General features: G+C 57.0%; 20 protein-coding genes. 16 read left to right on the top strand and 4 right to left on the bottom strand.

The genetic code is table 11. The features are described from left to right. The first annotated feature begins 149 nt into the window (after nucleotides 1-149). The 9 genes from AC1Q6D_RS20720 to AC1Q6D_RS20680 all read left to right on the top strand — a co-directional run bounded on the left by AC1Q6D_RS20720 (nucleotide 150) and on the right by AC1Q6D_RS20680 (nucleotide 12,123). Complete coding sequence (locus AC1Q6D_RS20720; protein ID WP_103404002.1) at nucleotides 150-866, top strand: SIMPL domain-containing protein; 717 nt, start codon at nucleotides 150-152, stop codon at nucleotides 864-866. A 466-nt stretch (nucleotides 867-1,332) separates the two neighbouring features. Continuing rightward, complete coding sequence (locus AC1Q6D_RS20715) at nucleotides 1,333-2,958, top strand: ABC transporter substrate-binding protein (protein WP_090467142.1); 1,626 nt, start codon at nucleotides 1,333-1,335, stop codon at nucleotides 2,956-2,958. A gap of 305 nt (nucleotides 2,959-3,263) precedes the next feature. Next, complete coding sequence (locus AC1Q6D_RS20710) at nucleotides 3,264-4,865, top strand: ABC transporter substrate-binding protein (RefSeq protein ID WP_103404003.1); 1,602 nt, start codon at nucleotides 3,264-3,266, stop codon at nucleotides 4,863-4,865. Nucleotides 4,866-5,036: 171 nt separating this feature from the next. Beyond that, complete coding sequence (locus AC1Q6D_RS20705) at nucleotides 5,037-6,470, top strand: OprD family porin (RefSeq protein WP_103404004.1); 1,434 nt, start codon at nucleotides 5,037-5,039, stop codon at nucleotides 6,468-6,470. 76 nt (nucleotides 6,471-6,546) lie between these two features. Further along, nucleotides 6,547-8,142, top strand: coding sequence for an ABC transporter substrate-binding protein (locus AC1Q6D_RS20700; protein ID WP_103404005.1), 1,596 nt, complete (start codon nucleotides 6,547-6,549; stop codon nucleotides 8,140-8,142). A gap of 73 nt (nucleotides 8,143-8,215) precedes the next feature. Further along, nucleotides 8,216-9,226: an ABC transporter permease subunit gene (locus AC1Q6D_RS20695; protein WP_047537606.1), complete on the top strand. Its 1,011-nt coding sequence runs from the start codon at nucleotides 8,216-8,218 to the stop codon at nucleotides 9,224-9,226. An 11-nt stretch (nucleotides 9,227-9,237) separates the two neighbouring features. Continuing rightward, the gene (locus tag AC1Q6D_RS20690) at nucleotides 9,238-10,164 is read left to right on the top strand and encodes an ABC transporter permease subunit (protein WP_103404006.1); all 927 of its coding nucleotides are present in this window, start codon (nucleotides 9,238-9,240) and stop codon (nucleotides 10,162-10,164) included. A gap of 10 nt (nucleotides 10,165-10,174) precedes the next feature. After that, nucleotides 10,175-11,143, top strand: a complete 969-nt coding sequence (locus AC1Q6D_RS20685) for an ABC transporter ATP-binding protein (RefSeq protein ID WP_103404007.1) — start codon at nucleotides 10,175-10,177, stop codon at nucleotides 11,141-11,143. Then, on the top strand, nucleotides 11,143-12,123 hold the full coding sequence (locus AC1Q6D_RS20680; RefSeq protein ID WP_047537597.1) for a peptide ABC transporter ATP-binding protein: 981 nt from the start codon (nucleotides 11,143-11,145) through the stop codon (nucleotides 12,121-12,123). The genes AC1Q6D_RS20685 and AC1Q6D_RS20680 overlap by 1 nt, the downstream gene beginning before the upstream one ends. Before the next feature lie 190 nt (nucleotides 12,124-12,313). On the opposite strand, the gene AC1Q6D_RS20675 is transcribed toward AC1Q6D_RS20680, so the two are convergent. The 3 genes from AC1Q6D_RS20675 to AC1Q6D_RS20665 all read right to left on the bottom strand — a co-directional run bounded on the left by AC1Q6D_RS20675 (nucleotide 12,314) and on the right by AC1Q6D_RS20665 (nucleotide 15,681). Further along, entirely contained in the window at nucleotides 12,314-12,568 is a 255-nt protein-coding gene (locus AC1Q6D_RS20675) for a hypothetical protein (protein WP_103404008.1), read from the bottom strand. Between the two features lie 384 nt (nucleotides 12,569-12,952). Then, on the bottom strand, nucleotides 12,953-13,840 hold the full coding sequence (locus AC1Q6D_RS20670) for an Ig-like domain-containing protein (protein WP_103404010.1): 888 nt from the start codon (nucleotides 13,838-13,840) through the stop codon (nucleotides 12,953-12,955). A 257-nt stretch (nucleotides 13,841-14,097) separates the two neighbouring features. Beyond that, entirely contained in the window at nucleotides 14,098-15,681 is a 1,584-nt protein-coding gene (locus tag AC1Q6D_RS20665; protein ID WP_103404011.1) for a peptide chain release factor 3, read from the bottom strand. Between the two features lie 475 nt (nucleotides 15,682-16,156). On the opposite strand from AC1Q6D_RS20665, the gene AC1Q6D_RS20660 reads away from it, so the two are divergent. From AC1Q6D_RS20660 to AC1Q6D_RS20645, 4 genes are read left to right on the top strand one after another with little or no spacing between them, the layout of a single operon-like run. Continuing rightward, entirely contained in the window at nucleotides 16,157-16,873 is a 717-nt protein-coding gene (locus AC1Q6D_RS20660; protein WP_103404012.1) for an ABC transporter permease, read from the top strand. Between the two features lie 20 nt (nucleotides 16,874-16,893). After that, a complete protein-coding gene (locus AC1Q6D_RS20655) occupies nucleotides 16,894-17,787 on the top strand; it encodes a glycine betaine ABC transporter substrate-binding protein (protein ID WP_103404013.1) in 894 nt (297 codons plus the stop codon). Between the two features lie 13 nt (nucleotides 17,788-17,800). After that, the gene (locus AC1Q6D_RS20650; protein ID WP_103404014.1) at nucleotides 17,801-18,454 is read left to right on the top strand and encodes an ABC transporter permease; all 654 of its coding nucleotides are present in this window, start codon (nucleotides 17,801-17,803) and stop codon (nucleotides 18,452-18,454) included. Further along, complete coding sequence (locus tag AC1Q6D_RS20645) at nucleotides 18,451-19,608, top strand: osmoprotectant ABC transporter ATP-binding protein OsmV (RefSeq protein WP_047537579.1); 1,158 nt, start codon at nucleotides 18,451-18,453, stop codon at nucleotides 19,606-19,608. Before AC1Q6D_RS20650 ends, AC1Q6D_RS20645 begins: the two co-directional genes overlap by 4 nt. A gap of 88 nt (nucleotides 19,609-19,696) precedes the next feature. Here the strand turns inward: AC1Q6D_RS20645 and AC1Q6D_RS20640 are convergent, their stop codons facing one another. Then, on the bottom strand, nucleotides 19,697-20,260 hold the full coding sequence (locus AC1Q6D_RS20640; protein ID WP_146041484.1) for a hypothetical protein: 564 nt from the start codon (nucleotides 20,258-20,260) through the stop codon (nucleotides 19,697-19,699). Between AC1Q6D_RS20640 and AC1Q6D_RS20635 the strand changes: the two genes are divergently transcribed. The 3 genes from AC1Q6D_RS20635 to AC1Q6D_RS20625 all read left to right on the top strand — a co-directional run bounded on the left by AC1Q6D_RS20635 (nucleotide 20,259) and on the right by AC1Q6D_RS20625 (nucleotide 23,892). After that, the gene (locus AC1Q6D_RS20635) at nucleotides 20,259-21,422 is read left to right on the top strand and encodes a type III PLP-dependent enzyme (protein ID WP_103404015.1); all 1,164 of its coding nucleotides are present in this window, start codon (nucleotides 20,259-20,261) and stop codon (nucleotides 21,420-21,422) included. The two genes, AC1Q6D_RS20640 and AC1Q6D_RS20635, sit on opposite strands and share 2 nt — an antisense overlap. 197 nt (nucleotides 21,423-21,619) lie before the next feature. Continuing rightward, a complete protein-coding gene (locus AC1Q6D_RS20630) occupies nucleotides 21,620-22,801 on the top strand; it encodes an alpha-xenorhabdolysin family binary toxin subunit A (RefSeq protein WP_103404016.1) in 1,182 nt (393 codons plus the stop codon). A 77-nt stretch (nucleotides 22,802-22,878) separates the two neighbouring features. Beyond that, the gene (locus AC1Q6D_RS20625) at nucleotides 22,879-23,892 is read left to right on the top strand and encodes an alpha-xenorhabdolysin family binary toxin subunit B (protein WP_103404017.1); all 1,014 of its coding nucleotides are present in this window, start codon (nucleotides 22,879-22,881) and stop codon (nucleotides 23,890-23,892) included. Nucleotides 23,893-23,917 lie beyond the last annotated feature (25 nt).

The following is a 23,917-nucleotide window of genomic DNA, read 5'->3' as shown; positions in this document are numbered from 1 at the left end:
GGTGGTCGTCAACGGTGACGCTCGCTCCTACAGGGGGCATGTGTATCTGTATAGAAGTTGTAACTGTGCGAACCGGATCATAGCGGCTAGAGTCTGATGGTTTCACGCAGGCCCGGAACAGACCCCTGCGCCCCCTCCAAGGAGCTTTCATGCACACATTCCGCCGCAGCGCCGCCCTCCTCGCCCTGAGCATTGGCGCGATCGCCAGCCTCCCGGCCCTGGCTGCCGACGAGCTTCATTACAACCAGATTTCACTGCGCGCCGAAGTCAGTCAGGAAGTGGCTCGCGACCTGATGATCGTGACCCTCTACACCGAAGAACAAAACAGCGACCCGGCCAAACTCGCCGCCGATGTCAGCACCACCATGAACAAGGCGCTGGCCCAGGCCAAACAGGTCAAGGACATCACTTTGCGCCAGGGCAGCCGCAACAGCTACCCGATCTATGACACCAAGGGTCAAAAAATCACTGGCTGGCGTGAACGCGCCGAGCTGCACCTGGAAAGCCCGGACTTCGCCGCACTGTCGAAACTCACCGGCGAACTGCTCACCGACCTGAAGATGGGCGGCATGGACTTCGCCATTGCCACGCCGACCCGCAAAGCCAGTGAAGACGCCCTGCTCAAGGACGCCGTAACCGCGTTCAAGGCCCGCGCCCAACTGGCCACTGATGCACTGGGGGGCAAGGGTTACAAGATCGTCAACCTGAACCTCAACAGCAACGGCTATCCACAACCGTACATGCGCGCACCGATGATGATGAAAGCTGCCAGCATGGAAGCCGCTCCGGTCACGCCGGAAGTGGAAGCGGGCACCAGCCAGGTCAGCATGACAGCCGACGGTTCGATTGAAGTGCTGATGCCTTGATTCATACCCGGTAGGCAAAAAAGGCGATCACTCAAGTGATCGCCTTTTTTTTTGCAAACCGACGTCTATGCTGATTCTGGAAATAAACAGGAATACCCGGACAACTATCGCAGTTGCACTTCGCACATCTTGCTCATGAGACTGGCAACAATAATGGCTCCCATTTACCCCCGCCCCCACTGAGGGACAGGGGTATAAATAGGTAACACCTCGCCCCACCCACGGGCGCCCCCAAGGCCTAAGCGCACCAAAAAGGGGCGCAGTTAGCACGATAAAAACACCGCGCAAACGGTCAAATGCGTCAAATTTTATACATATGCGACATTAAGGTACGTTCGTGCCACTGTTTAAGGCTTGTAGTCACTCTGGATCTTGCATTGGGTATGGCCCCTGCATAAGTATCCGCAGGCACGACTCACGAGGTCGTCCTCAAAATCAAAAAATGACAACAAATCATGAGGCCACCATGCTTAAACACGCGGTCATTCCGTTTCTATTAGGTGCCGGCTTATTAGCGGCCGCGCCTTTCGCCCAAGCTGCGACTAACCTGGTGTTCTGCTCCGAAGGGAGCCCGGCCGGTTTCGATCCGGGTCAATACACCACCGGAACCGACTTCGACGCCTCAGCCGAGACCATGTTCAACCGTTTGACCCAGTTCGAGCGCGGCGGCACCGCCGTAGTTCCTGGGCTGGCGACCAAGTGGGACGTCTCCGATGACGGCCTGACCTACACCTTCCACTTGCGTGAAGGCGTCAAGTTCCACACCACCCCGTACTTCAAGCCGACTCGTGAGTTCAACGCCGACGACGTGCTGTTCACCTTTAATCGCATGATTAACAAGGATGACCCGTTCCGCAAAGCGTACCCGACCGAATTCCCGTACTTCACCGACATGGGGATGGACACCAACATCACCAAGATCGATAAAGTCGACGATCACACTGTCAAGTTCACCCTCAAAGACGTCGATGCCGCGTTCATCCAGAACATGGCCATGAGCTTCGCCTCGATCCAGTCCGCCGAGTACGCTGCCCAGCTGCTCAAGGAAGGCAAGGCCGCCGACATCAACCAGAAGCCGGTTGGCACGGGTCCGTTCGTGTTCAAGAGCTACCAGAAAGACTCCAACATCCGCTACACCGGGAACAAGGACTACTGGAAGCCTGAAGACGTCAAGATCGACAACCTGATCTTCGCCATCACCACCGACCCGTCGGTACGCATCCAGAAGCTGAAGAAGAACGAGTGCCAGGTCACTCTGTTCCCGCGTCCGGCCGACCTGAAGGCGCTGCGCGAAGACAAGACCCTGAAGCTGCCTGACCAGGCTGGTTTCAACCTGGGCTACATCGCGTACAACGTGATGCCCAAGGTCAAGGGTCAGACCGAGGCCAACCCGCTGGCCGACCTGAAGGTTCGCCAGGCGCTGGACATGGCCGTCAACAAGCAACAGATCATCGACTCCGTGTACCAGGGCGCCGGCCAATTGGCCGTCAACGCCATGCCGCCGACCCAGTGGTCCTACGACACCACCATCAAGGATGCACCGTACAACCCCGAGAAAGCCAAAGAGCTGCTCAAGGAAGCGGGCGTTAAAGAGGGCACCGAAATCGTGCTCTGGGCGATGCCGGTACAGCGTCCATACAACCCGAACGCCAAGCTGATGGCAGAAATGCTGCAGTCCGACTGGTCCAAGATCGGCCTCAAGGTCAAGATCCAGAGCTACGAATGGGGCGAGTACATCAAGCGTTCCAAAGGTGGCGAAAACCAGGCAATGCTGATTGGCTGGAGCGGTGACAATGGTGATCCGGACAACTGGCTGAACGTGCTGTTCGGCTGCGACTCGCTGGAAGGCAACAACTTCTCCAAGTGGTGCTACAAGCCGTTTGACGACATCGTCAAGCAAGCCAAGCGCACCTCGGATCAGGCCAAGCGCACCGAGCTGTACAAACAGGCTCAACACATCCTGAAAGACCAGACTCCAATGACACCTATCGCTCACTCGACGGTGTTCCAACCCATGCGCGCCGAAGTGCAGGATTTCAAGATCAGCCCGTTTGGCTTGAACTCCTTCTACGGTGTCAGCGTCAGCAAATAAGGTCCGGCAATGGCGACGTTTTTGACGTCGCCATTGCCGTATTACCCGAGAAAGCAGGAATCCGCCTACATCCAAATCGTCTGCTGACTACAGCAGTCCTTTAGGACGCGTCGTCATTTCCTACGAGTCTTTCGGACTCTACGCATTTACTGCCGGGCCCACGATTCATACCGTCGGGATCCGACCAGCTTATGCGTGGGTCATCGGTTTTTCTGATGCACGCAATGGCTTGAAACCAGTGAGGCCTCCACGTCCGCGGACGGGACGACGGCTCATTGTCAAAACACTGAACGAGAGGGAGCGTTATGCGCCATACCTTGGTTTTATCCGCACTGCTGGGCTCCGGCCTGTTGGCCGCCACTTCCATGAGCCAGGCCGCCAACAACAGCCTGGTGTTCTGCTCCGAAGGCAGTCCTGCTGGCTTCGACACCGCGCAGTACACGACCGCGACGGATAATGACGCCGCCGAGCCGCTGTACAACCGCCTGGCAGAGTTCGAAAAAGGCGCGACCAATGTCGTCCCAGGCCTGGCCACGAGTTGGGATATTTCCGAGGACGGCCTCAAGTACACCTTTCACCTTCGTCCCGGGGTGAAGTTTCACACGACCAAGTACTTCACACCGACTCGTGACTTCAACGCCGATGATGTGCTGTTCACATTCAACCGCATGCTCGATCCGCAACAACCTTTCCGTAAGGCTTACCCGACCGAGTTTCCATATTTCAACGGCATGAGCCTGAACAAGAACATCGCCAAGGTCGAAAAGACCGGGCCGCTGACCGTGGTCATGACGCTTAACAGCGTCGACGCCGCGTTCATTCAGAACATCGCCATGAGCTTCGCCGCCATCCTTTCCGCCGAGTACGCCGACAAGCTGCTGGCCGAAGGCAAGCCGAGCGACATCAACCAGAAACCGATCGGCACCGGGCCGTTCGTGTTCAAGAGCTACCAGAAAGACTCGAACATCCGTTACACCGGCAACAAGCAGTACTGGGACCCGAGCCGGGTCAAGCTCGACAACCTGATCTTCGCCATCAACACCGATGCGTCGGTACGCGTGCAGAAACTCAAGGCCAATGAGTGCCAGATCACCCTGCACCCGCGCCCTGCCGATGTGACCGCACTGAAAAGCGACCCGAAGCTGCAGCTGATCGAGAAACCTGGCTTCAACCTCGGTTACATCGCCTACAACGTGCGCCACAAACCGTTCGACCAGCTTGAAGTGCGCCAGGCACTGGACATGGCGGTGAACAAGCAAGGCATTCTCAACGCCGTTTACCAGGGCGCAGGGCAACTGGCCGTCAACGCCATGCCACCCACCCAATGGTCCTACGACGACACCATTAAGGACGCCGCCTACAACCCGGAAAAAGCCAAAGAATTGCTCAAGGCTGCCGGCGTGAAAGAAGGTACCGAGATCACCCTGTGGGCCATGCCGGTTCAGCGACCGTACAACCCCAACGCCAAGTTGATGGCCGAAATGCTCCAGGCTGACTGGGCGAAGATCGGTCTCAAGGTCAAGATCGTCAGCTACGAATGGGGCGAATACATCAAGCGCACCAAGAATGGCGAGCACGACATCAGCCTGATCGGCTGGACCGGTGACAACGGTGACCCGGACAACTGGCTCGGCACGCTCTACAGCTGCGATGCCATTGGTGGCAACAACTACTCCATGTGGTGCGATCCGGCTTACGACAAGCTGATCAAGCAGGCCAAGGTCGTGACCGACCATGACCAGCGCACCGAGCTTTACAAACAGGCGCAGCAGTTGCTCAAGCAGCAAGTGCCGATCACGCCAGTCGCCCACTCGACGGTCAACCAACCGTTGAGCGCCAAAATCGAAGGGTTCAAGGTGAGCCCGTTCGGTCGCAACGTCTTCTCGGGTGTCAGCATCGAAAAGTAAAACCGTGTAGCTACATCGCCGGGGGCGTCTTGCGCCCTCACGCAAGCGTGTTGCCGTAATTCGCCCATAAGGCGTACAGCAAACGTTTGCGATGCGTGCATTGAGTTCCAAAGCAAATAGCCGGCTCATCAAAAAAGAACGGCATAAAAAAGAAAGTAAGGAGCTTTACCCATGAAACTGAGCAGCACCGCGATACTGGCCTTGGCCATCAGCAGCGTCACCGCCACGGCGTACGCAGAACCCCAGAGCCAGGCCTACACCCCGGTTACTGTGAATGAGAAAAGTGCTCAAAGCGAAGCCACTGGTTTTGTCGAAGGCCAGTCGATTAGCGGCACTACCCGTAACTGGTACGCCAACGAGCAACTGCAACGCGGTGGCAAGTTCCAGTACAAGAAGGACGGCGTTTCGACCCCGACCGACCGCCGGATCAACTGGGTTCAGGGCACCATCGTCAAGTACAACTCGGGCTTCACCGAAGGCACTGTCGGTTTCAGCACTGAAGTGGCAGCCTACAACGCCATCGCACTGGATCGGGACCGCAAGGACCTGGCCTCCAATAACGGCGGCGCACCGGGCACACGCCCAGGCGCGGGCAACAACCGCACCCTGACCACCGAAGGCGGTGACGCTCAAGGCCAGTGGAGCAAATTGGGCCTGGCCAACGTCAAGGCCCGTGTCTCCAACACCACCCTGACCGCTGGCCGCATGAACTTCAGCAGCCCGATGGTCGACGTTATCGGCAACCGTGCGCTGCCTTCGAGTTTCGAAGGTGTGGCGATCCACAGCGAAGAGCTGAACAACCTGGCTTTCGACCTGGCCACGTTCGATCGCAACTCACCACGTACCGAAGAAAGCCAGCGTAAATTCCGTACCGAATATGCCAACGGCATCGTTGAAACCGACCACGTCTACACCGGCGGTCTCACTTACACCCCGTTTGCCAGCCTGACCACCAGCCTCTGGGCCACTCAGGCCGAAGACATCTGGAACCAATACTACTTCGGCGCCAGCCACGTGCTGGGCGATCGCCAGGTCCTGAGCCTGACCACCGGTTTGAACTACTACAAGACCAAGGACGAAGGTAAGGCGTTGATCGGCAAAATCGACAACGACACCTACTCCCTGTCGCTGGGCCTGGCTCACCAGGCTCACAGCCTCACGTTCTCGTACCAGGAAGTGAACGGTAACGAGTACTTCGACTACCTGCACGAAACCAACGGCATCTACCTGGCCAACTCCCTGCTGTCGGACTTCAACGGCCCGAACGAAAAATCGTTCCAGATTGCCTACGGTCTGAACATGGCCGAATACGGCGTGCCAGGCCTGAAGTTCAACATCTACCAGGCTCGCGGCTGGGGCATCGACGGCACTCACTACACCGGCAACGGTGGTGTAGCGGGCAAGGGTTACGACGGCATTCAGTCGATGGATGGCGAAACCCATTACGAATACGGCATCGGCGCTTCCTACGCCGTACAAAGCGGTCCGCTGAAGGACACCACCGTTCGCGCGACCTACACCGCGCACCGTGCCAGCGAAAACCAGGCAGACGGCAGCATCAACGAGTTCCGTCTCGTGACCACGGTTCCGTTCAACATTCTGTAAACACGCCTGCTCGACGGCTGGCTCCTGAGAAGCCAGCCGTCGGGTTTCCTGATCAACCGATTGCAGAGGGTTCTTGATGAAAATGCTTCCCCTACGTGCGGCCATCGCCGCCGCGTTGCTGAGCGTCGCGGTTGGCGTGTCGGCCAAACCCCTGGTGGTCTGTACCGAAGCCAGCCCCGAAGGCTTCGACATGGTCCAGTACACAACTGCAGTCACCGCCGATGCAGTGGCCGAAACCATTTTCAATCGCCTGGCTGACTTCAAGCCCGGCACCACCGAAGTGATTCCGGCGCTGGCGGAGTCCTGGGACATCAGCGATGACGGCCTGAGCTACACGTTCCACCTGCGCAAGGGCGTCAAGTTTCACACCACCGAATACTTCAAGCCGACCCGCGACATGAATGCCGACGACGTGGTCTGGAGCTTCCAGCGTCAACTGGACCCGAACCACCCATGGCACAAACTGTCGAGCGTGGGCTTCCCGTACTTTGAAAGCATGGGCTTCAAGGAACTGCTCAAAAGCGTCGAGAAAGTCGACGACAACACGGTCAAGTTCACCCTGACCCGCCGTGAAGCGCCGTTCCTGGCCGACATCGCCATGGCCTTCTCGTCAATCTACCCGGCCGAGTACGCCGACCAGTTGCTCAAGGCCAACAAGACCGCCGACCTGAACAACAAGCCCGTCGGCACCGGTCCGTTCGTCTTCCAGCGCTATAACAAGGACGCCCAGGTTCGCTTCAAGGCCAACCCGGACTACTTCCGCGGCAAGCCACCGGCCGAGGCTTTGATCCTGGCCATCGCCACTGACAACAACGTGCGCCTGCAGAAGCTCAAGGCCAACGAGTGTCAGGTGGCGCTGTATCCGAAGCCGGATGACATCCCGAGCATCAAGAAAGACCCGAACCTGAAGGTCGACGAACTGAACGCCATGACCGTTTCGTACGTCGCCATGAACACCACGCACAAATACATGAGTGACGTGCGTGTGCGTAAAGCGATCGACATCGCCTTCGACAAGGAAGCCTATGTCAACGCCCTGTTTGGCAAAGGCAATGCGACAGCGGCGGTCAACCCGTACCCTGACACCCTGCTGGGTTACAACCACAGCCTGAAGAACCCGGCCCACGATCTGGACAAGGCCCGCGCCCTGCTCAAGGAAGCCGGCGTACCTGAAGGGACGACGTTCACCCTGTTCACCCGCAACGGTGGCGGCCCGACCAACCCGAACCCGATGCTTGGCGCGCAGATGATGCAGGCGGACCTGGCCAAGGTCGGGATCAAGATCGACATCCGCGTGATGGAATGGGGCGAAATGCTCAAGCGCGCGAAAAACGGCGAGCACGATATGGTTTCCGCCGGATGGGCGGGCGATAACGGCGACCCGGATAACTTCCTGACACCTATGCTCAGCTGCGAAGCTGCAAAGAACGGCGAAAACTACGCCCGCTGGTGCAATGACCAATTCCAGGCACTGATAGACCAGGCCCGCGAAAAAACCGACCCGGCCGAGCGCGCTGCCTTGTACGAACAGGCTCAGGTCATTTTTAATCAAGACCAGCCGTGGATCAGCATGGCGCACACTAGAATGTTTACAGCAATGCGCAACAACGTAGAGGGTTATCACATTAGCCCGCTCACCACGAATAACTTCGCCACCACCCAGGTGAAGTAGATAAGAAACTCCCGGCATTCCTGAACCCAGGCGTGCCGGGCACGCCTAACCGGCTGATGAGGTACACCACACGATGTTTAGTTTTATTGCCCGCCGACTGGGGTTATTGATCCCCACATTCTTCGGCATCACCTTGCTGACTTTCGCGTTGATTCGCATGATCCCTGGCGACCCTGTGGAAGTCATGATGGGCGAACGCAGAGTCGACCCGGAAATGCACGCTCAGGCAATGGAACGCCTAGGTCTGAACAAACCCCTGTATGCCCAGTACCTGGATTACATCGGCAAACTGGCCCACGGCGATCTCGGGGAATCCTTGCGTACCCGTGAGAGCGTCTGGACCGAGTTCACCTCTCTCTTCCCCGCGACCCTGGAGCTGTCCATGGCCGCCCTGTTGTTCGCCGGCATCCTGGGCCTTCTGGCCGGGGTGATCGCGGCACTCAAGCGAGGGTCCCTGTTCGATCATGGGGTCATGGGTATCTCCCTGGCGGGATACTCGATGCCGATCTTCTGGTGGGGCCTGATCCTGATCATGTTCTTCTCGGTATCCCTGGGCTGGACCCCGGTTTCCGGGCGAATCGACCTGCTGTACGACATCGAGCCGCGCACCGGCTTCATGCTCATCGATACGTTGCTGGCCGATGACGTCAGCGCCTTCTTCGACGCCCTGCACCACCTGATCCTGCCGGCCATCGTGCTCGGCACAATCCCGCTGGCGGTGATCGCGCGGATGACCCGTTCGTCGATGCTCGAAGTGCTGCGTGAGGACTACATCCGCACCGCCCGTGCCAAAGGCCTGTCGCCTTCACGCGTGGTGTTCGTGCACGGTCTGCGTAACGCGCTGATTCCGGTGCTGACGGTGGTCGGCCTGCAAGTCGGCACCCTGTTGGCCGGTGCGGTCCTGACCGAAACCATCTTCTCCTGGCCGGGGATCGGTAAATGGCTGATCGAAGCCATTGGCGCCCGGGATTACCCGGTTGTGCAAAACGGCATCCTGTTAATCGCCTGCCTGGTGATTCTGGTCAACTTCGTAGTGGACATCCTCTACGGCTTTGCCAATCCACGCATCCGTCATCAGCGCTGAGGTCCATACCCATGAGCACTCCAACTTCCTCAGTAGCCGCCACCGCCTCCGCCGCGGATCAAAGCCTGCTGTACCCGTCGCCGTACAAAGAATTCTGGCAAGCGTTTTCCAAGAACAAAGGCGCCGTCGCCGGCCTGCTGTTCATGCTGCTGGTGATTTTCTGCGCCATCTTCGCCCCGTGGGTCGCGCCGCATAACCCGAGCGAGCAATACCGCGACTTCCTGCTGACCCCTCCGGCCTGGCTGGAAGGTGGGCAGATGCAGTTCCTGCTCGGGACCGATGAGCTGGGTCGTGACTTGCTGTCGCGCCTGATCCAGGGTTCGCGCCTGTCCTTGCTGATCGGCCTGTCGTCGGTTGTCATGTCGCTGATCCCGGGAATCCTGCTGGGTCTGTTTGCCGGGTTCTTCCCGCGCATGGTCGGCCCGACCATCATGCGTCTGATGGACATCATGCTGGCCCTGCCATCCCTGCTGCTGGCCGTGGCGATCGTCGCCATCCTCGGCCCTGGCCTGATCAACACCGTGATCGCCATCGCCGTGGTGTCCCTGCCGTCCTACGTTCGTCTGACCCGTGCTGCGGTGATGGGCGAACTGAACCGCGACTACGTGACCGCCGCACGCCTGGCCGGTGCCGGTCTGCCGCGCCTGATGTTCGTGACCGTGCTGCCCAACTGCATGGCGCCACTGATCGTTCAGGCCACCCTGAGCTTCTCTTCGGCGATTCTCGATGCCGCCGCACTGGGCTTCCTCGGCCTCGGCGTACAACCGCCAACCCCTGAGTGGGGCACCATGCTGGCCTCGGCCCGCGACTACATCGAACGCGCCTGGTGGGTCGTCAGCCTGCCTGGCTTGACCATTTTGCTCAGCGTGCTGGCAATCAACTTGATGGGTGACGGCCTGCGCGATGCGCTGGACCCGAAACTCAAGAACGCCGCCTGAGGAGATTCCAATGTCACTGTTAGAAATCAAGAATCTCAACGTTCGCTTCGGCGACAAGAACGCCGTTCCCGTGGTCGATGGCCTCGACCTGAAAGTGGGCAAGGGCGAAGTCCTGGCCATCGTTGGCGAATCGGGTTCCGGCAAGTCCGTGACCATGATGGCGCTGATGGGCCTGATCGAGCATCCGGGGATCGTCACCGCCGACGCCCTGAATTTCGATGGCAAGAACATGCTCAAGCTCAGCAACCGTCAGCGTCGGCAAATCGTCGGCAAAGACCTGGCCATGGTCTTCCAGGACCCGATGACCGCGCTGAACCCGAGCTATACCGTCGGCTTCCAGATCGAAGAAGTGCTGCGCCTGCACCTGAAAATGTCCGGCAAGGCCGCGCGCAAGCGTGCCATCGAACTGCTGGAAAAAGTTGAAATCCCGGGTGCCGCCAGCCGTATGGATGCCTACCCGCACCAACTGTCCGGCGGTATGAGCCAGCGGGTCGCCATCGCCATGGCCATTGCCGGCGAACCGAAACTGCTGATCGCCGACGAACCGACCACTGCCTTGGACGTCACGATTCAGGCGCAGATCATGGACCTGCTGCTGGCGTTGCAGAAAGAGCAGAACATGGGCCTGGTACTGATCACCCACGACCTCGCGGTCGTGGCCGAAACCGCCCAGCGCGTGTGCGTGATGTACGCCGGTCAAGCGGTCGAAGTCGGCCAGGTGCCCCAGTTGTTCGACATCCCGGCGCACCCGTACAGCGAAGCGCTGCTCAAGGCGATTCCGGAACACAGCCTGGGGGCCTCGCGCCTGTCGACCCTGCCGGGCATCGTGCCCGGTCGTTACGACCGCCCGCAGGGCTGCCTGCTGTCGCCGCGCTGCCCGTATGTGCAGGACAACTGCCGTGCGCAGCGTCCGACCCTTGACCCGAAAAGCAACAGCCTCGCCCGCTGCTTCTACCCGCTGAACCAGGAGGTGGCGTAATGGCCGTCGTTCTTACCGCCCGCGACCTGACCCGTCACTACGAAGTGTCCCGTGGCCTGTTCAAGGGTCACGCCACCGTTCGCGCCCTCAATGGTGTGTCGTTCGAGCTGGAAGCCGGCAAGACCCTCGCCGTCGTAGGCGAGTCCGGCTGCGGCAAATCCACCCTGGCCCGCGCCCTGACACTGATCGAAGAGCCGTCCTCGGGTTCCTTGAAAATCGCCGGCCAGGAAGTGGCCGGTGCCGACAAGGCCCAGCGCAAGCAACTGCGCAAAGACGTGCAGATGGTGTTCCAGAGCCCGTACGCGTCGTTGAACCCACGGCAGAAAATCGGTGATCAACTGGCCGAACCGCTGCTGATCAACACCAACCTGTCGGCCACCGAACGTCGCGAGAAAGTTCAGGCGATGATGAAACAAGTGGGTTTGCGTCCCGAGCACTACCAGCGCTATCCGCACATGTTCTCCGGCGGTCAGCGCCAGCGGATTGCCCTCGCCCGCGCCATGATGCTGCAACCGAAAGTGCTGGTGGCGGACGAACCGACCTCGGCGCTGGACGTGTCGATTCAGGCCCAGGTACTGAACCTGTTCATGGACCTGCAGCAAGAGTTCAACACCGCCTACGTGTTCATCTCACACAACCTGGCGGTGGTGCGGCACGTCGCCGATCACGTGATGGTGATGTACCTCGGTCGTCCGGTGGAAATGGGCCCGAAAGAAGACATCTACACCCGTCCTCTGCACCCCTACACCCAGGCGCTGTTGTCGGCGACGCCGACCATTCACCCGGATCCGGACAAGCCGAAGATCAAGATCGTCGGCGAACTGCCCAACCCGCTGAACCCGCCGCCCGGCTGCGCGTTCCACAAGCGTTGCCCGTACGCCACCGACCGTTGCAAAACCGAAGAGCCGGCCCTGCGTCTGCTCGACAGTCGTCAGGTGGCTTGCCACTACGCCGAGCAATTCCTCGACGGCGCGGCATAAAAACCGTGGGAGCCAACCTGCTGGCGATTGCGGTACACCATTCAACAATTTCTGTTCACTGGCACCGCTATCGCCAGCAGGCTAGCTCCCACAGGGATTGTGTAGTTCCAGGTAGTCAAGCGTTAACCTGACCCCTGCTTCTTCGACTGCGCGTCAATCGAAGAAGCAGGGGTTTTCTTTTGTCTGCAATTTAAGACTGGCTATCGCCTTCTTCGTCGCCGGAATCCGGTTCGTCGGTGGTCGAGTCATCACCGTTATCCGCGCCGCCCTGGCCCTGATCACCCGGTTCGGATTCGGACTTGGCGAGCATCAATCCACTGTCTCCGCTCTGCCCGCTCATCGCCTGGGTAGCGTGGTTCTCACACTCGGCCCAGACCGCCGCACTGCCGAGGGACAGCATCACGAAAACCTTCAACAGCAATACAACGCGTAGCAACCTGTTCATAACCGATTCCATCCTTTCGCAGGTGAAACTCAAGTGCCTGGCTGGCGCTGAGTAAAATCTAGTTCCGATCAGCCGGGTTCTCCAGACAGGACGCTATCGACTCGACGGAAATGCCATGGGCGTGGAGATTGGTTTGCGATAAGGGTTATGCCGAAAAGATAACAAGCTTGCTCGCGATGGATGTTAACGATGATGCGCGCCTCCTGAATAAACGCGGGCCAGCCGACACCATCGCGAGCACGCTCGCTCCTACTGGAAATTGCAACAGGCAACAAAAAACCCCGAAGCTTTCGCAACGGGGTTTCGGGTGTTTCAACTCAGCGCTTAGTGATGCTCGCGCGTCGCGCGGAATTTGGTTCTCCATTCAGACTCAAAGGTATAAATTTACACATCAACTGTAAAAGTGACGACATCCGCCCAATCAGAAGTACCATTTACTGACGACTGATTAGCTGTCAGAGAAAAGCGCCCCTTCGGAAAAGCCACTTCAGGTCTGACCCTCCAAACGCCGTCCATACCAACGTATGTGGTACCAAAGACAGTATCCCCGACATTTGCCTGAAAGAGCTTAACGAGCGCACCGGGTAAGCCTCGCCCGATAACCTCAGGCTTGTTTCCTCTAACTATTTCATCATTGGCAGGTGCGGTAATAGTGGGTGGAGAAACTCTAAAATAGCCCACGGTAATTCGTACATTGTCAGACCAGTACTCCGTATTATTGAGCTTTTGATTCACTACCAACTCAAAAGGCCCTTCAAAAAAATCAACGACAGGTGTGATTTGCCAATCACCGATCGAATCAACGACTGCCGTGCCGAAAAGCACAGTCCCTGAGTTAGCCTGGTACAGATTGATGGTAGCGCCAGGAACACCTCGGCCAGCGACCCTTGGTCTTGGACCTGTATGAGCGCCCTTTAAGGGTTCTGTAATTACCGGCTTAGGGTCTGCCATTACCAAATTGCCCACGCTTGCCCACTCACTCCAGCCGGGAAAAACGAAATAGTGGACGTGAACGACAAATTTTGCGCCGAACTTAATTGCATCATTTTTTACATAATGACTAAAAGTTCGCCCTGCGCTTTGCTCAACAAAATACAACTGCTGATCACCCTCCATGATTTTCAATTGCCATTTAGAGGGATTGAAGACATCGATGCTGGCCTGAACCAGAAATCCTGGCAAAACAGTTCCAGAACTCGGGTAATAAATAGTAGGCCTTACCCAGTTTGGACTTTGCTCTTCACCGTCTTTGATATCAGTTTCGTCTGCCATGATTCAATTATCCTGTTCTATTTTCGGGGCTTTACGCCTGCAATCTGAACAGTTTTTAATACTGAATCGTCTCAATTACACCTGTCAAAAATGACAGTTCCGACAAGCGGAATCGCCAAGATTTTGTTGTTTAACTTCGCACACCGCAGCCCGGCCAAAAAAGGTTCGATACCAGAACGTCTAGTAAGTCGTGCTAGAGAACAACAAAAAACCCCGAAGCTTTCGCAACGGGGTTTTGGGTACTTCGGGATCAGCGCTTAGTGATGCTCGCGCGTCGCGCGGAATTTCACGTCCGGCCAGCGCTCTTCCATCAGTGCCAGGTTGACCCGTGTAGGCGCCAGGTAGGTCAGGTGACCGCCGCCGTCCAGTGCCAGGTTTTCCACCGCCTTGTTGGAGAACTCCTCGAGCTTCTTCTTGTCACTGCACTCGACCCAACGCGCCGAGTAGACGGTGATCGGCTCGTAGGAACACTCGACCTTGTATTCCTCTTTCAGGCGGCTGGCGACCACGTCGAACTGCAGCACACCGACGGCGCCGAGAATGATGTCGTTGCTGCGCTCCGGGAAGAACACCTGGGTCGCGCCTTCTTCGGCCAGTTGTTGCAGGCCCTGGCGCAGTTGCTTGGATTTCAGCGGATCCTTGAGGCGTACGCGGCGGAACAGTTCCGGGGCGAAGTGCGGGATACCGGTGAAGCCCAGGGTTTCGCCTTCGCTGAAGGTGTCGCCGATCTGGATGGTGCCGTGGTTGTGCAAACCGATGATGTCGCCGGCGTAGGCTTCTTCCAGTTGCTCACGTTCGGAGGAGAAGAAGGTCAGCGCGTCGCCGATCCGCACGTCTTTGCCGGTACGCACGTGGCGCATCTTCATGCCTTTTTCGTACTTGCCGGAGCAGATACGCATGAAGGCGATGCGGTCACGGTGTTTCGGGTCCATGTTCGCCTGGATCTTGAAGATGAAGCCCGAGAACTTCTCTTCGATCGGTTCCACGGTGCGCTCGTTGGCCACACGTGCCAGCGGACGCGGCGCCCAGTCGACCACGGCGTCGAGTACATGGTCGACACCGAAGTTGCCCAGCGCCGTACCGAAGAACACCGGGGTCAGCTGACCGTCGAGGAATTCCTGCTGGTTGAACTCGTGGCAGGCGCCCTGCACCAGTTCCAGCTGCTCGATGAAGCGCTCGTACTCGTCACCCAGGTGGGCGCGGGCTTCGTCGGAATCGAGTTTCTCGATGATCTTGGTTTCGGTGCGCTCGTGGCCATGACCGGCGGTGTAGACGATGATGTAGTCATCGGCGAGGTGATACACGCCTTTGAAGTCGCGGTAGCAACCGATCGGCCAGGTGATAGGCGCAGCCTTGATCTTCAGGACCGCTTCGATTTCGTCGAGCAGTTCGATGGGGTCGCGGATGTCGCGGTCGAGTTTGTTGATGAAGCTGACAATCGGCGTGTCACGCAGACGGCAGACGTCCATCAGGGCGATGGTCCGTGGCTCTACACCCTTACCACCATCGAGGACCATCAACGCCGAGTCGACCGCGGTCAGGGTGCGGTAGGTATCTTCGGAGAAGTCTTCGTGACCCGGGGTGTCGAGCAGGTTGATCATATGCTCGCGATACGGGAACTGCATGACCGACGTGGTAATCGAGATACCCCGCTGCTTTTCCATTTCCATCCAGTCGGAGGTGGCATGGCGGTCGGATTTGCGAGATTTCACCGTGCCGGCTACCGCAATCGCCTTGCCCATCAGCAAGAGCTTCTCGGTGATGGTGGTTTTACCGGCATCGGGGTGGGAAATAATGGCGAAAGTGCGGCGTTTCGCGACTTCGGCGGCCTGTTTGGTCATGGGAAATCGCCTGGCAGGTGATTCAAAAAAGGGCGGCGAGTATAGCGCAAACCGTCCGCCACAGACCACCGCTCGGCCCGTCGGCCGCGTCGATCAACAGAACCCTTGCAGGACATGAAGGGTGGCTAATTGCTGCCAATTATGGAACCTTTTAAAAGGTGGAGGCGTCCACTCCCCTGTTACGGCTTTCGTCAGGGGCTGAAAAATCAGCAAGTTAGCCTGACGAGGCTGCGCTTATGGCTCGATAAGCTGTACGCGTTCGGCCTGTAGGAGCGAGCCTGCTCGCGATGGACGTCAACGATAACGCCGGGTACCTGAATGTACGCGTTGTCTGGACGTTTTTCGCGAGCAGGCTCGCTCCTACAGTGGAACGCGCTCGGCACGAGCTGCTTCTCGCGAACGTTGATTTCCCGGCAGCCAGGAATGGCATGCCACACGGGACTGCGTTCGCCGACTGAAAAAAAGGAGTCCGCCTGTGGCTATTCGCTATGGCAAAGGGCTGACAGGAGGCGCGTTGGTAATCGCCCTCCTGGCCCTGCTGATCCACTGGATCGGCATCAACACGATCGAACACTACCGCGACGATTTGTTGTTTTACCTGCAAGCTCATCTGATTCTCGTCCTCGCTTCCATGCTGGCCGCCCTCGTCGTGGGCATCCCCGCCGGCATCTTCCTCAGCCGCCCGACCATGGTCGGCCGCGCCGAACGCTTCATGCAGGTCTTCAACATCGGCAACACCGTGCCGCCTCTCGCCGTGCTGGCCATCGCCCTCGGCATCCTGGGGATTGGCAGCGGTCCCGCGATCTTCGCCCTGTTCCTCGCCTCGCTGTTGCCGATCGTGCGCAACACCTATGAAGGCCTGAAAAACGTCCAGGGGTCGCTCAAGGAAGCCGCCGTCGGCATCGGCATGACCCCGCGCCAGGTGCTGTGGAAAGTCGAATTGCCCAACGCCGTGCCCATCATCATCGGTGGTGTGCGCGTGGCACTGGCCATCAATGTCGGGACGGCGCCGCTGGCGTTCCTGATCGGCGCCAACAGTCTCGGCAGCCTGATTTTCCCCGGCATCGCCTTGAACAATCAGCCGCAACTGCTGCTGGGCGCGGCCTGCACCGCCCTGCTGGCCCTGCTGCTCGACGGCCTGGTGACACTGGCCAGCCGAACCTGGCTCGAACGCGGCTTGCGCCCGTCTTAAGCCCCGGTAAAGGAACGCTCATGAAGACATCAAGCTTTTTATTAGGCTGCATCCTGCTGTGCGCAGGATTTGCCCAAGCGGCGGACAAGCCGCTGATCCGCATCGGCGCCCGCGTGTTCACCGAACAGACCCTGCTGGCAGAAATCACCTCCCAATACCTGCGCGCCAAGGGTTACGACGTGCAAGTCACTGGTGGCCTGGGCAGTAATCTGGCCCGCAGCGCCCACGAAAGCGGTCAACTGGACATGCTCTGGGAATACACCGGCGTGTCGCTGGTGGCCTACAACCATGTGACTGAAAAACTCGACAGCGAACAGTCCTACACCCGGGTAAAAGAACTCGACGGTAAAAAAGGCCTGGTCTGGCTGACACCGTCGAAATTCAGCAACACCTACGCCCTGGCACTGCCGAAGAACGTCGCCGATGCGTATCCGCAGATCAACACCATCAGCGATCTCAACAGGGTCCTGCGGGACGAGGCCAAGACCAACCACCTGGTGGCTTTGGACACCGAGTTCGCCAACCGTTCCGATGGACTCGATGGCATGGTCAAGCTGTACGGCATGAACCTGACCCGTAAAAACATCCGCCAGATGGACGCGGGCCTGGTCTACACCGCGCTGCGCAACGGTCAGGTATTTGCCGGCCTGGTCTACACCACCGACGGTCGCTTGAACGCCTTCAAACTCAAGTTGCTCGAAGACGACAAGCACTACTTCCCCGACTACACCGCCGCCCCGGTGGTGCGCCAGGCGTACCTCGATGCGCACCCGCAACTGGCCGGGCAGCTCAAGCCACTGGCCGAACTGTTTGACGACGACACCATGCGCCAGCTCAACGCGCGGGTTGATGTCGATCACGAAAGCCCCTCCGCCGTGGCCGCCGATTTCCTGCGCCAGCATCCACTGAACTGAACGAGGAAAAGCCATGGAATTCTTGAACGCCTTTTCCCATCTCGATTGGCCGCTGGTGCTGCACCTGACCTGGCAGCACATCACCCTGGTTGGCATCGCGGTGACGCTGGCGATTGTCGTTGGCGTGCCCCTGGGCATTTTGATGACCCGCTTCCCGACCCTCGCCGGGCCTTTGCAAGCCGGCGCCACGGTGCTGCTGACCGTGCCGTCGATTGCCCTGTTCGGCCTGCTGCTGCCCTTCTACTCCAAATTCGGCCAGGGCCTGGGCCCGATGCCGGCGATCACCGCCGTGTTTCTTTACTCACTGCTGCCGATCATGCGTAACACCTACCTGGCCCTGACCAGCGTCGAACCGGGCATTCGTGAAGCCGCGCGCGGTATCGGCATGACCTTCGGCCAGCGCCTGCGCATGGTCGAGCTGCCCATCGCCGTGCCGGTGATCCTCGCCGGCGTGCGCACCGCCGTGGTCATGAACATCGGTGTCATGACCATCGCCGCGACCATCGGCGCCGGCGGCCTCGGCGTGCTCATCCTCGCTTCCATCAGCCGCAGTGACATGTCGATGCTGATCGTCGGCGCCTTACTCGTCAGCCTGCTGGCCATCTTCGCCGACCTGCTTCTGCAATGGCTGCAACGTTCGCTGACTCCGAAAGGACTACTCAAATGATTGAACTTCAAAACCTGACCAAGACTTTTCAAAGCAACGGCAAAACTATTTCGGCCGTGAACGACGTAAGCCTGACCGTCAATGAAGGCGAAATCTGCGTGTTCCTCGGGCCATCGGGTTGCGGCAAAAGCACCACGTTGAAAATGATCAACCGCCTGATCAAGCCGACCTCGGGCAAGATCCTGATCAATGGCGAAGACACGACCGCTCTGGACGAAGTGACCCTGCGCCGCAACATCGGTTATGTCATCCAGCAGATCGGTCTGTTCCCGAACATGACCATCGAGGAAAACATCACCGTGGTTCCGCGCCTGTTGGGTTGGGACAAACAGAAATGCCACGACCGCGCTCGAGAACTGATGAGCATGATCAAGCTTGAGCCCAAGCAGTATCTGCATCGATACCCTCGGGAATTGTCCGGTGGCCAGCAGCAACGCATCGGTGTGATTCGCGCCCTGGCGGCAGATGCTCCGTTGCTGCTGATGGACGAACCGTTCGGCGCGGTCGACCCGATCAACCGTGAAATGATCCAGAACGAGTTCTTCGAGATGCAGCGGGCGCTGAACAAGACGGTGATCATGGTCAGCCATGACATCGACGAAGCGATCAAGCTGGGCGACAAGATCGCGATCTTCCGTGCCGGCAAACTGTTGCAGATCGACCATCCGGACACCCTGCTCGCCCATCCGGTGGACGACTTTGTCAGCAACTTCGTCGGCCAGGACAGCACCCTCAAGCGCCTGTTGCTGGTGAAAGCTGAAGATGCGGCGGACAACGCGCCATCGGTCAGCCCGGACACCCCAGTGGCCGACGCGCTGGAATTGATGGACGAACATGACCGGCGTTACGTGGTCGTCACCGATGGCGAGAACAAGGCGCTGGGCTATGTACGTCGCCGCGATCTGCACCGCCAGACCGGCACCTGCGGGCAATACTTGCGCGAGTTCAATGCCACGGCCGCCTACGACGAGCATTTGCGCATCCTGTTGTCGCGCATGTACGAGTTCAACCGTTCGTGGCTGCCAGTGATGGATGCAGAGCGGGTGTTCCTGGGTGAGGTGACACAGGAGTCGATCGCGGCTTATCTGAGTTCCGGGCGTTCGCGCGGGATGAAGACCAATATCGTCTCGCCGGCTGAGGCAGTGGTTGCCTGATAATCGAGTAAAAAACACAAATCTCTGTGGGAGCTAGCCTGCTAGCGATTGGGGAATACCAGTCAACACTGTTTTGATGATGAAATTGTCATCGCCAGCAGGCTGGCTCCCACAGGTTCTGTGCGATTTTTGAGTGATTCACAGGCCGGAAAAAAATATCAACAGTAGAGCCTGCAAAAGCCATCCACAAACACTCACTTAAATAATCAAATTCCCTCTCAGTCCAGATTCTAGCAGCCAACGTCGCCGAAGTTGACGACATTGCACTTTCTAGCGACTTGGCGCACAAAAGCGTCGAACGTGCAGGTATTTTTAACACTTCATAAATCGTTCGGAACATCCGCCTGTCATCTGTGTCAGTTAAAAAGGACTGTGTCGTTACCGTGCGACAGACGAGTGCAAAATTGCGACATTTTTTGTTGATCTCAAGCCCCTCACGCCCTAAAGTTCGCGCCGAACGTCCATGCTGGAAACGATCCATCCGGCTCAAGTACTGACGACGAGACAGCAAGGCCAAGGGAAGCAACGCTACCCATGGCCTTTTTGCTTTCGGCGACATGCCTTGGGAAGTAGGCGAACCAAAGTGGGGATACGGAGGACGTTCATTTGCACCCATTGATAATTTTAGTTTGCCAGTAGGAGTTCCCAGCATGTCGATCCAGGTCGAAGACTATTTCGCGCGCGAAACCTTTCAAAAAATGAAGGCGTTCGCCGACAAGCAAGAAACCCCGTTCGTGGTGATCGACACCGCAATGATCAGCAAGGCTTATGACGACCTGCGCGCCGGTTTCGAATTCGCCAAGGTCTACTACGCGGTCAAGGCCAACCCGGCCGTCGAAATCATCGACCTGCTCAAGGAAAAAGGCTCGAGCTTCGACATCGCCTCGATCTATGAGCTGGACAAAGTGCTGAGCCGTGGCGTCAGCGCCGACCAGATCAGCTACGGCAACACCATCAAGAAATCCAAGGACATCCGCTACTTCTATGAGAAGGGCGTGCGTCTTTACGCAACCGACTCCGAAGCCGACCTGCGCAACATCGCCAAGGCTGCGCCGGGTTCGAAAGTCTATGTGCGCATCCTGACCGAAGGCTCGACCACCGCCGATTGGCCATTGTCGCGCAAATTCGGCTGCCAGACCGACATGGCCATGGACCTGTTGATTCTCGCCCGCGACCTCGGTCTGGTGCCTTACGGCATCTCGTTCCATGTCGGCTCGCAACAGCGCGATATCAGCGTCTGGGACGCGGCCATCGCCAAGGTCAAAGTGATCTTCGAGCGCTTGAAGGAAGAAGACGGCATTGAACTGAAGCTGATCAATATGGGCGGTGGCTTCCCGGCCAACTACATCACCCGCACCAACAGCCTGGAAACCTACGCGGAAGAAATCATCCGCTTCCTCAAGGAAGACTTCGGTGACGACCTGCCGGAAATCATCCTGGAACCCGGCCGTTCGCTGATCGCCAACGCCGGCATCCTGGTCAGCGAAGTGGTACTGGTCGCCCGTAAATCCCGTACCGCTGTAGAGCGTTGGGTGTACACGGATGTGGGCAAGTTCTCTGGCCTGATCGAAACCATGGACGAAGCCATCAAGTTCCCGATCTGGACCGAGAAGAAAGGCGAGATGGAAGAAGTCGTCATCGCCGGCCCAACCTGCGACAGCGCCGACATCATGTACGAAAACTACAAGTACGGCCTGCCGCTGAACCTGGCCATCGGTGATCGCCTGTACTGGCTGTCGACCGGTGCCTACACCACCAGCTACAGCGCCGTTGAGTTCAATGGCTTCCCACCGCTGAAGTCGTATTACGTCTAAGTCTCGCGAGTCACACCCAAAAGGCCTGTGAATATTCACAGGCCTTTTTTATTTCTTCCAAAATAATACGCCCCCGCCTGTTCGTTTTATACGACACACACTGAAAACCTTATGCACTTAACTTTAATAACAATCAGCGCTACTTTTCGCCTGCAATAAAATCAATTTCACAATGCTAAAACATAAAAAGGATTTTCATGTTAGCCACTCAAGAATTAAAGATAACTTCCGAAGACCTTAACAAACTTACCACTGAATTTATGGACGCGGTCTCCGGAACCCTCCCTGGCGTCGAGCGTGATCCAGGACTATTAGTCACGAACGAAGACATACGGAAGATCAAACGCTACGTCAAGGGCGGGCTAGAACTCCCTATCGATGAAAAAGAAATCGAGCAGATTCACAAATTAGACCAGCTGAATATCAGCGGCCTCAAATCGGCGGACCTGCAACTTTTATTCATGAAAATGAAAGATCATGCTGGAACCTGGTCAGCACTTGAGTCCAGCATGAAGGCCGTCGGTTCTGACCTTCACGTATTTTCCGACAACATTACATCCAACTGCACAGCCATTATTGAATACCTCAAGACGCTTCCAAGCTATGTGAGTGGCGTGGGTAAAATTGGCGGCCTGCCCCCGGAAGAAATCGACAAGCTTCCAGAGATCATATTAACCGGGGAAGAGAGGAAAAAAATCCCGACCTTACTTGAGTTGGTCGACGAACTTAAAATCGTCATCACCGCGCACAGCCAAAGCACAAAACTCACAAAAACAGCAATCACCGATTTCAAACACGGCATAACAAACATTATCAAACCGGAACTCGGTTTAAAAATTGCCCTTTGCAACAGTCAGAATTTTAGCGATGAGATAAAACAATACAACCAACGACTTGACGTCATTAACGCCAGGATCGATCAAAAAAACGCGGAAATCGCAGAATACAGCAGAAATAAATGGTGGGGTGTTATCGGCGGGGTCGTCGGTTTTATTATCACCTCGTCGATTTACGGCAGCAAAGCCCAGCAGGCACGAAATGAACTGGACCAGTTGACTGACGAACGGCGCGATATCGAAAAAAAACTTGCGACAACCAACACATTCCTTGCATCGCTGCTCGCATTTGAAACCAACCTCCAGGACCTGCAGGTCCGGGTGGAAGGCGCCTCGGGCAGCTCGTCGAATCTGGAAAGCCTCTGGGAACTTATCCAGGCCTATGTCGAGTCTTCCAGTAAAAGACTCGATGGTGTGACCAACGCCATGTACTTGGTGTCTTTCGTTTCGAGGTTGACCAGCATGACGGAGAATTGGAAAGCGATCAAGAAACAGGCAGGTGATTTATTGACCGCCTTTAACAATGCATCACATGAGTCCTGAGACCTGGAAAGCAAATAAAGCGCCTTTGCGATATTTATTAATCTTCATGCATCCATCTTTTAGACATCGAGATCACCATGACCGTACATACCATCGACACCTCGTTTCAGTACCCTGCACCCGACATGAACAAGATTTACAAAAGCAGGGAAGAACTCAATTACAAGATCCGCACACTCGGCAACCTTTACTTACCCGTACTCGCCGATGAGCTGAGAGGACTGGAAAAAGAAATAAACACTACTGACGCCCAGGCACTTAAAGCAATCACCCTGATACCTTCAGCATTGCAAACAAGTGAAATTCAACAGTACTACACCATTATCGAAAACCTTAAAAACGAGAACCCGACAAGCGAACAGAAAGAAGCCATTGACAGTTTTTATGGCGAGATAAAATCGCTGATCGGCAACTCCACCACCGAGACACTTAAGCTCTTCACAGAACTCAACAACAGCCTGACAAATCTGCAGGCCGTTACGCTCAGCGACAACCAATATCGAATCAATGAACTGGACACATCGATCCTCAAAATTTCCCCGCTACTTTCCGAAGAGGAAAGTGCCATCGAACGTCTGGTAGCCGATGAAACGGCGCTGAACGAGGCAATCAAAGTCATTGAGGCAACCGACACCTTTTCCTTGATAAAAGATGCTTTTCTCAGCCTCGAAAAACTGGCGACACTCAATTTGTCCGCACCTCAACTTGAACTGGTTAAAGCAGGTATTGGCGCGGCCGGAAAAATCCTGGATTTGGTCAGCAACGCCATCAAGTATGACAATCTGGTCACAGCCAGGCGCCAGACTCAAACAAAACTGGATAATCGTCGTCTCAATCTCGCCGGCATCAAGAAAGAACTAAAAACACTGGAAGATCGAAAGTTTCAATTACTGGAGCTGCAAGCGATCAAAAACCCAAGAGAGACTTATACGCATGAAATAAGCACGCTCACCGAATCCGTCGAAAAATTTCTGCAGATCAACAGCTACGAAGCTTCAGACGACTTGCACGCCGTTGTTAAACGTTTCATCGAGCAGACAAATGTGTTCGTGGCGCACCTGAACAGCCTTCGCAAGGAATGGCGCAGCTAAACCGGGATCCATCCGGTTGACCTCA

Source organism: Pseudomonas sp. MT92, assembly GCF_058792515.1.
This window is presented reverse-complemented; position numbering and strand designations above follow the sequence as displayed.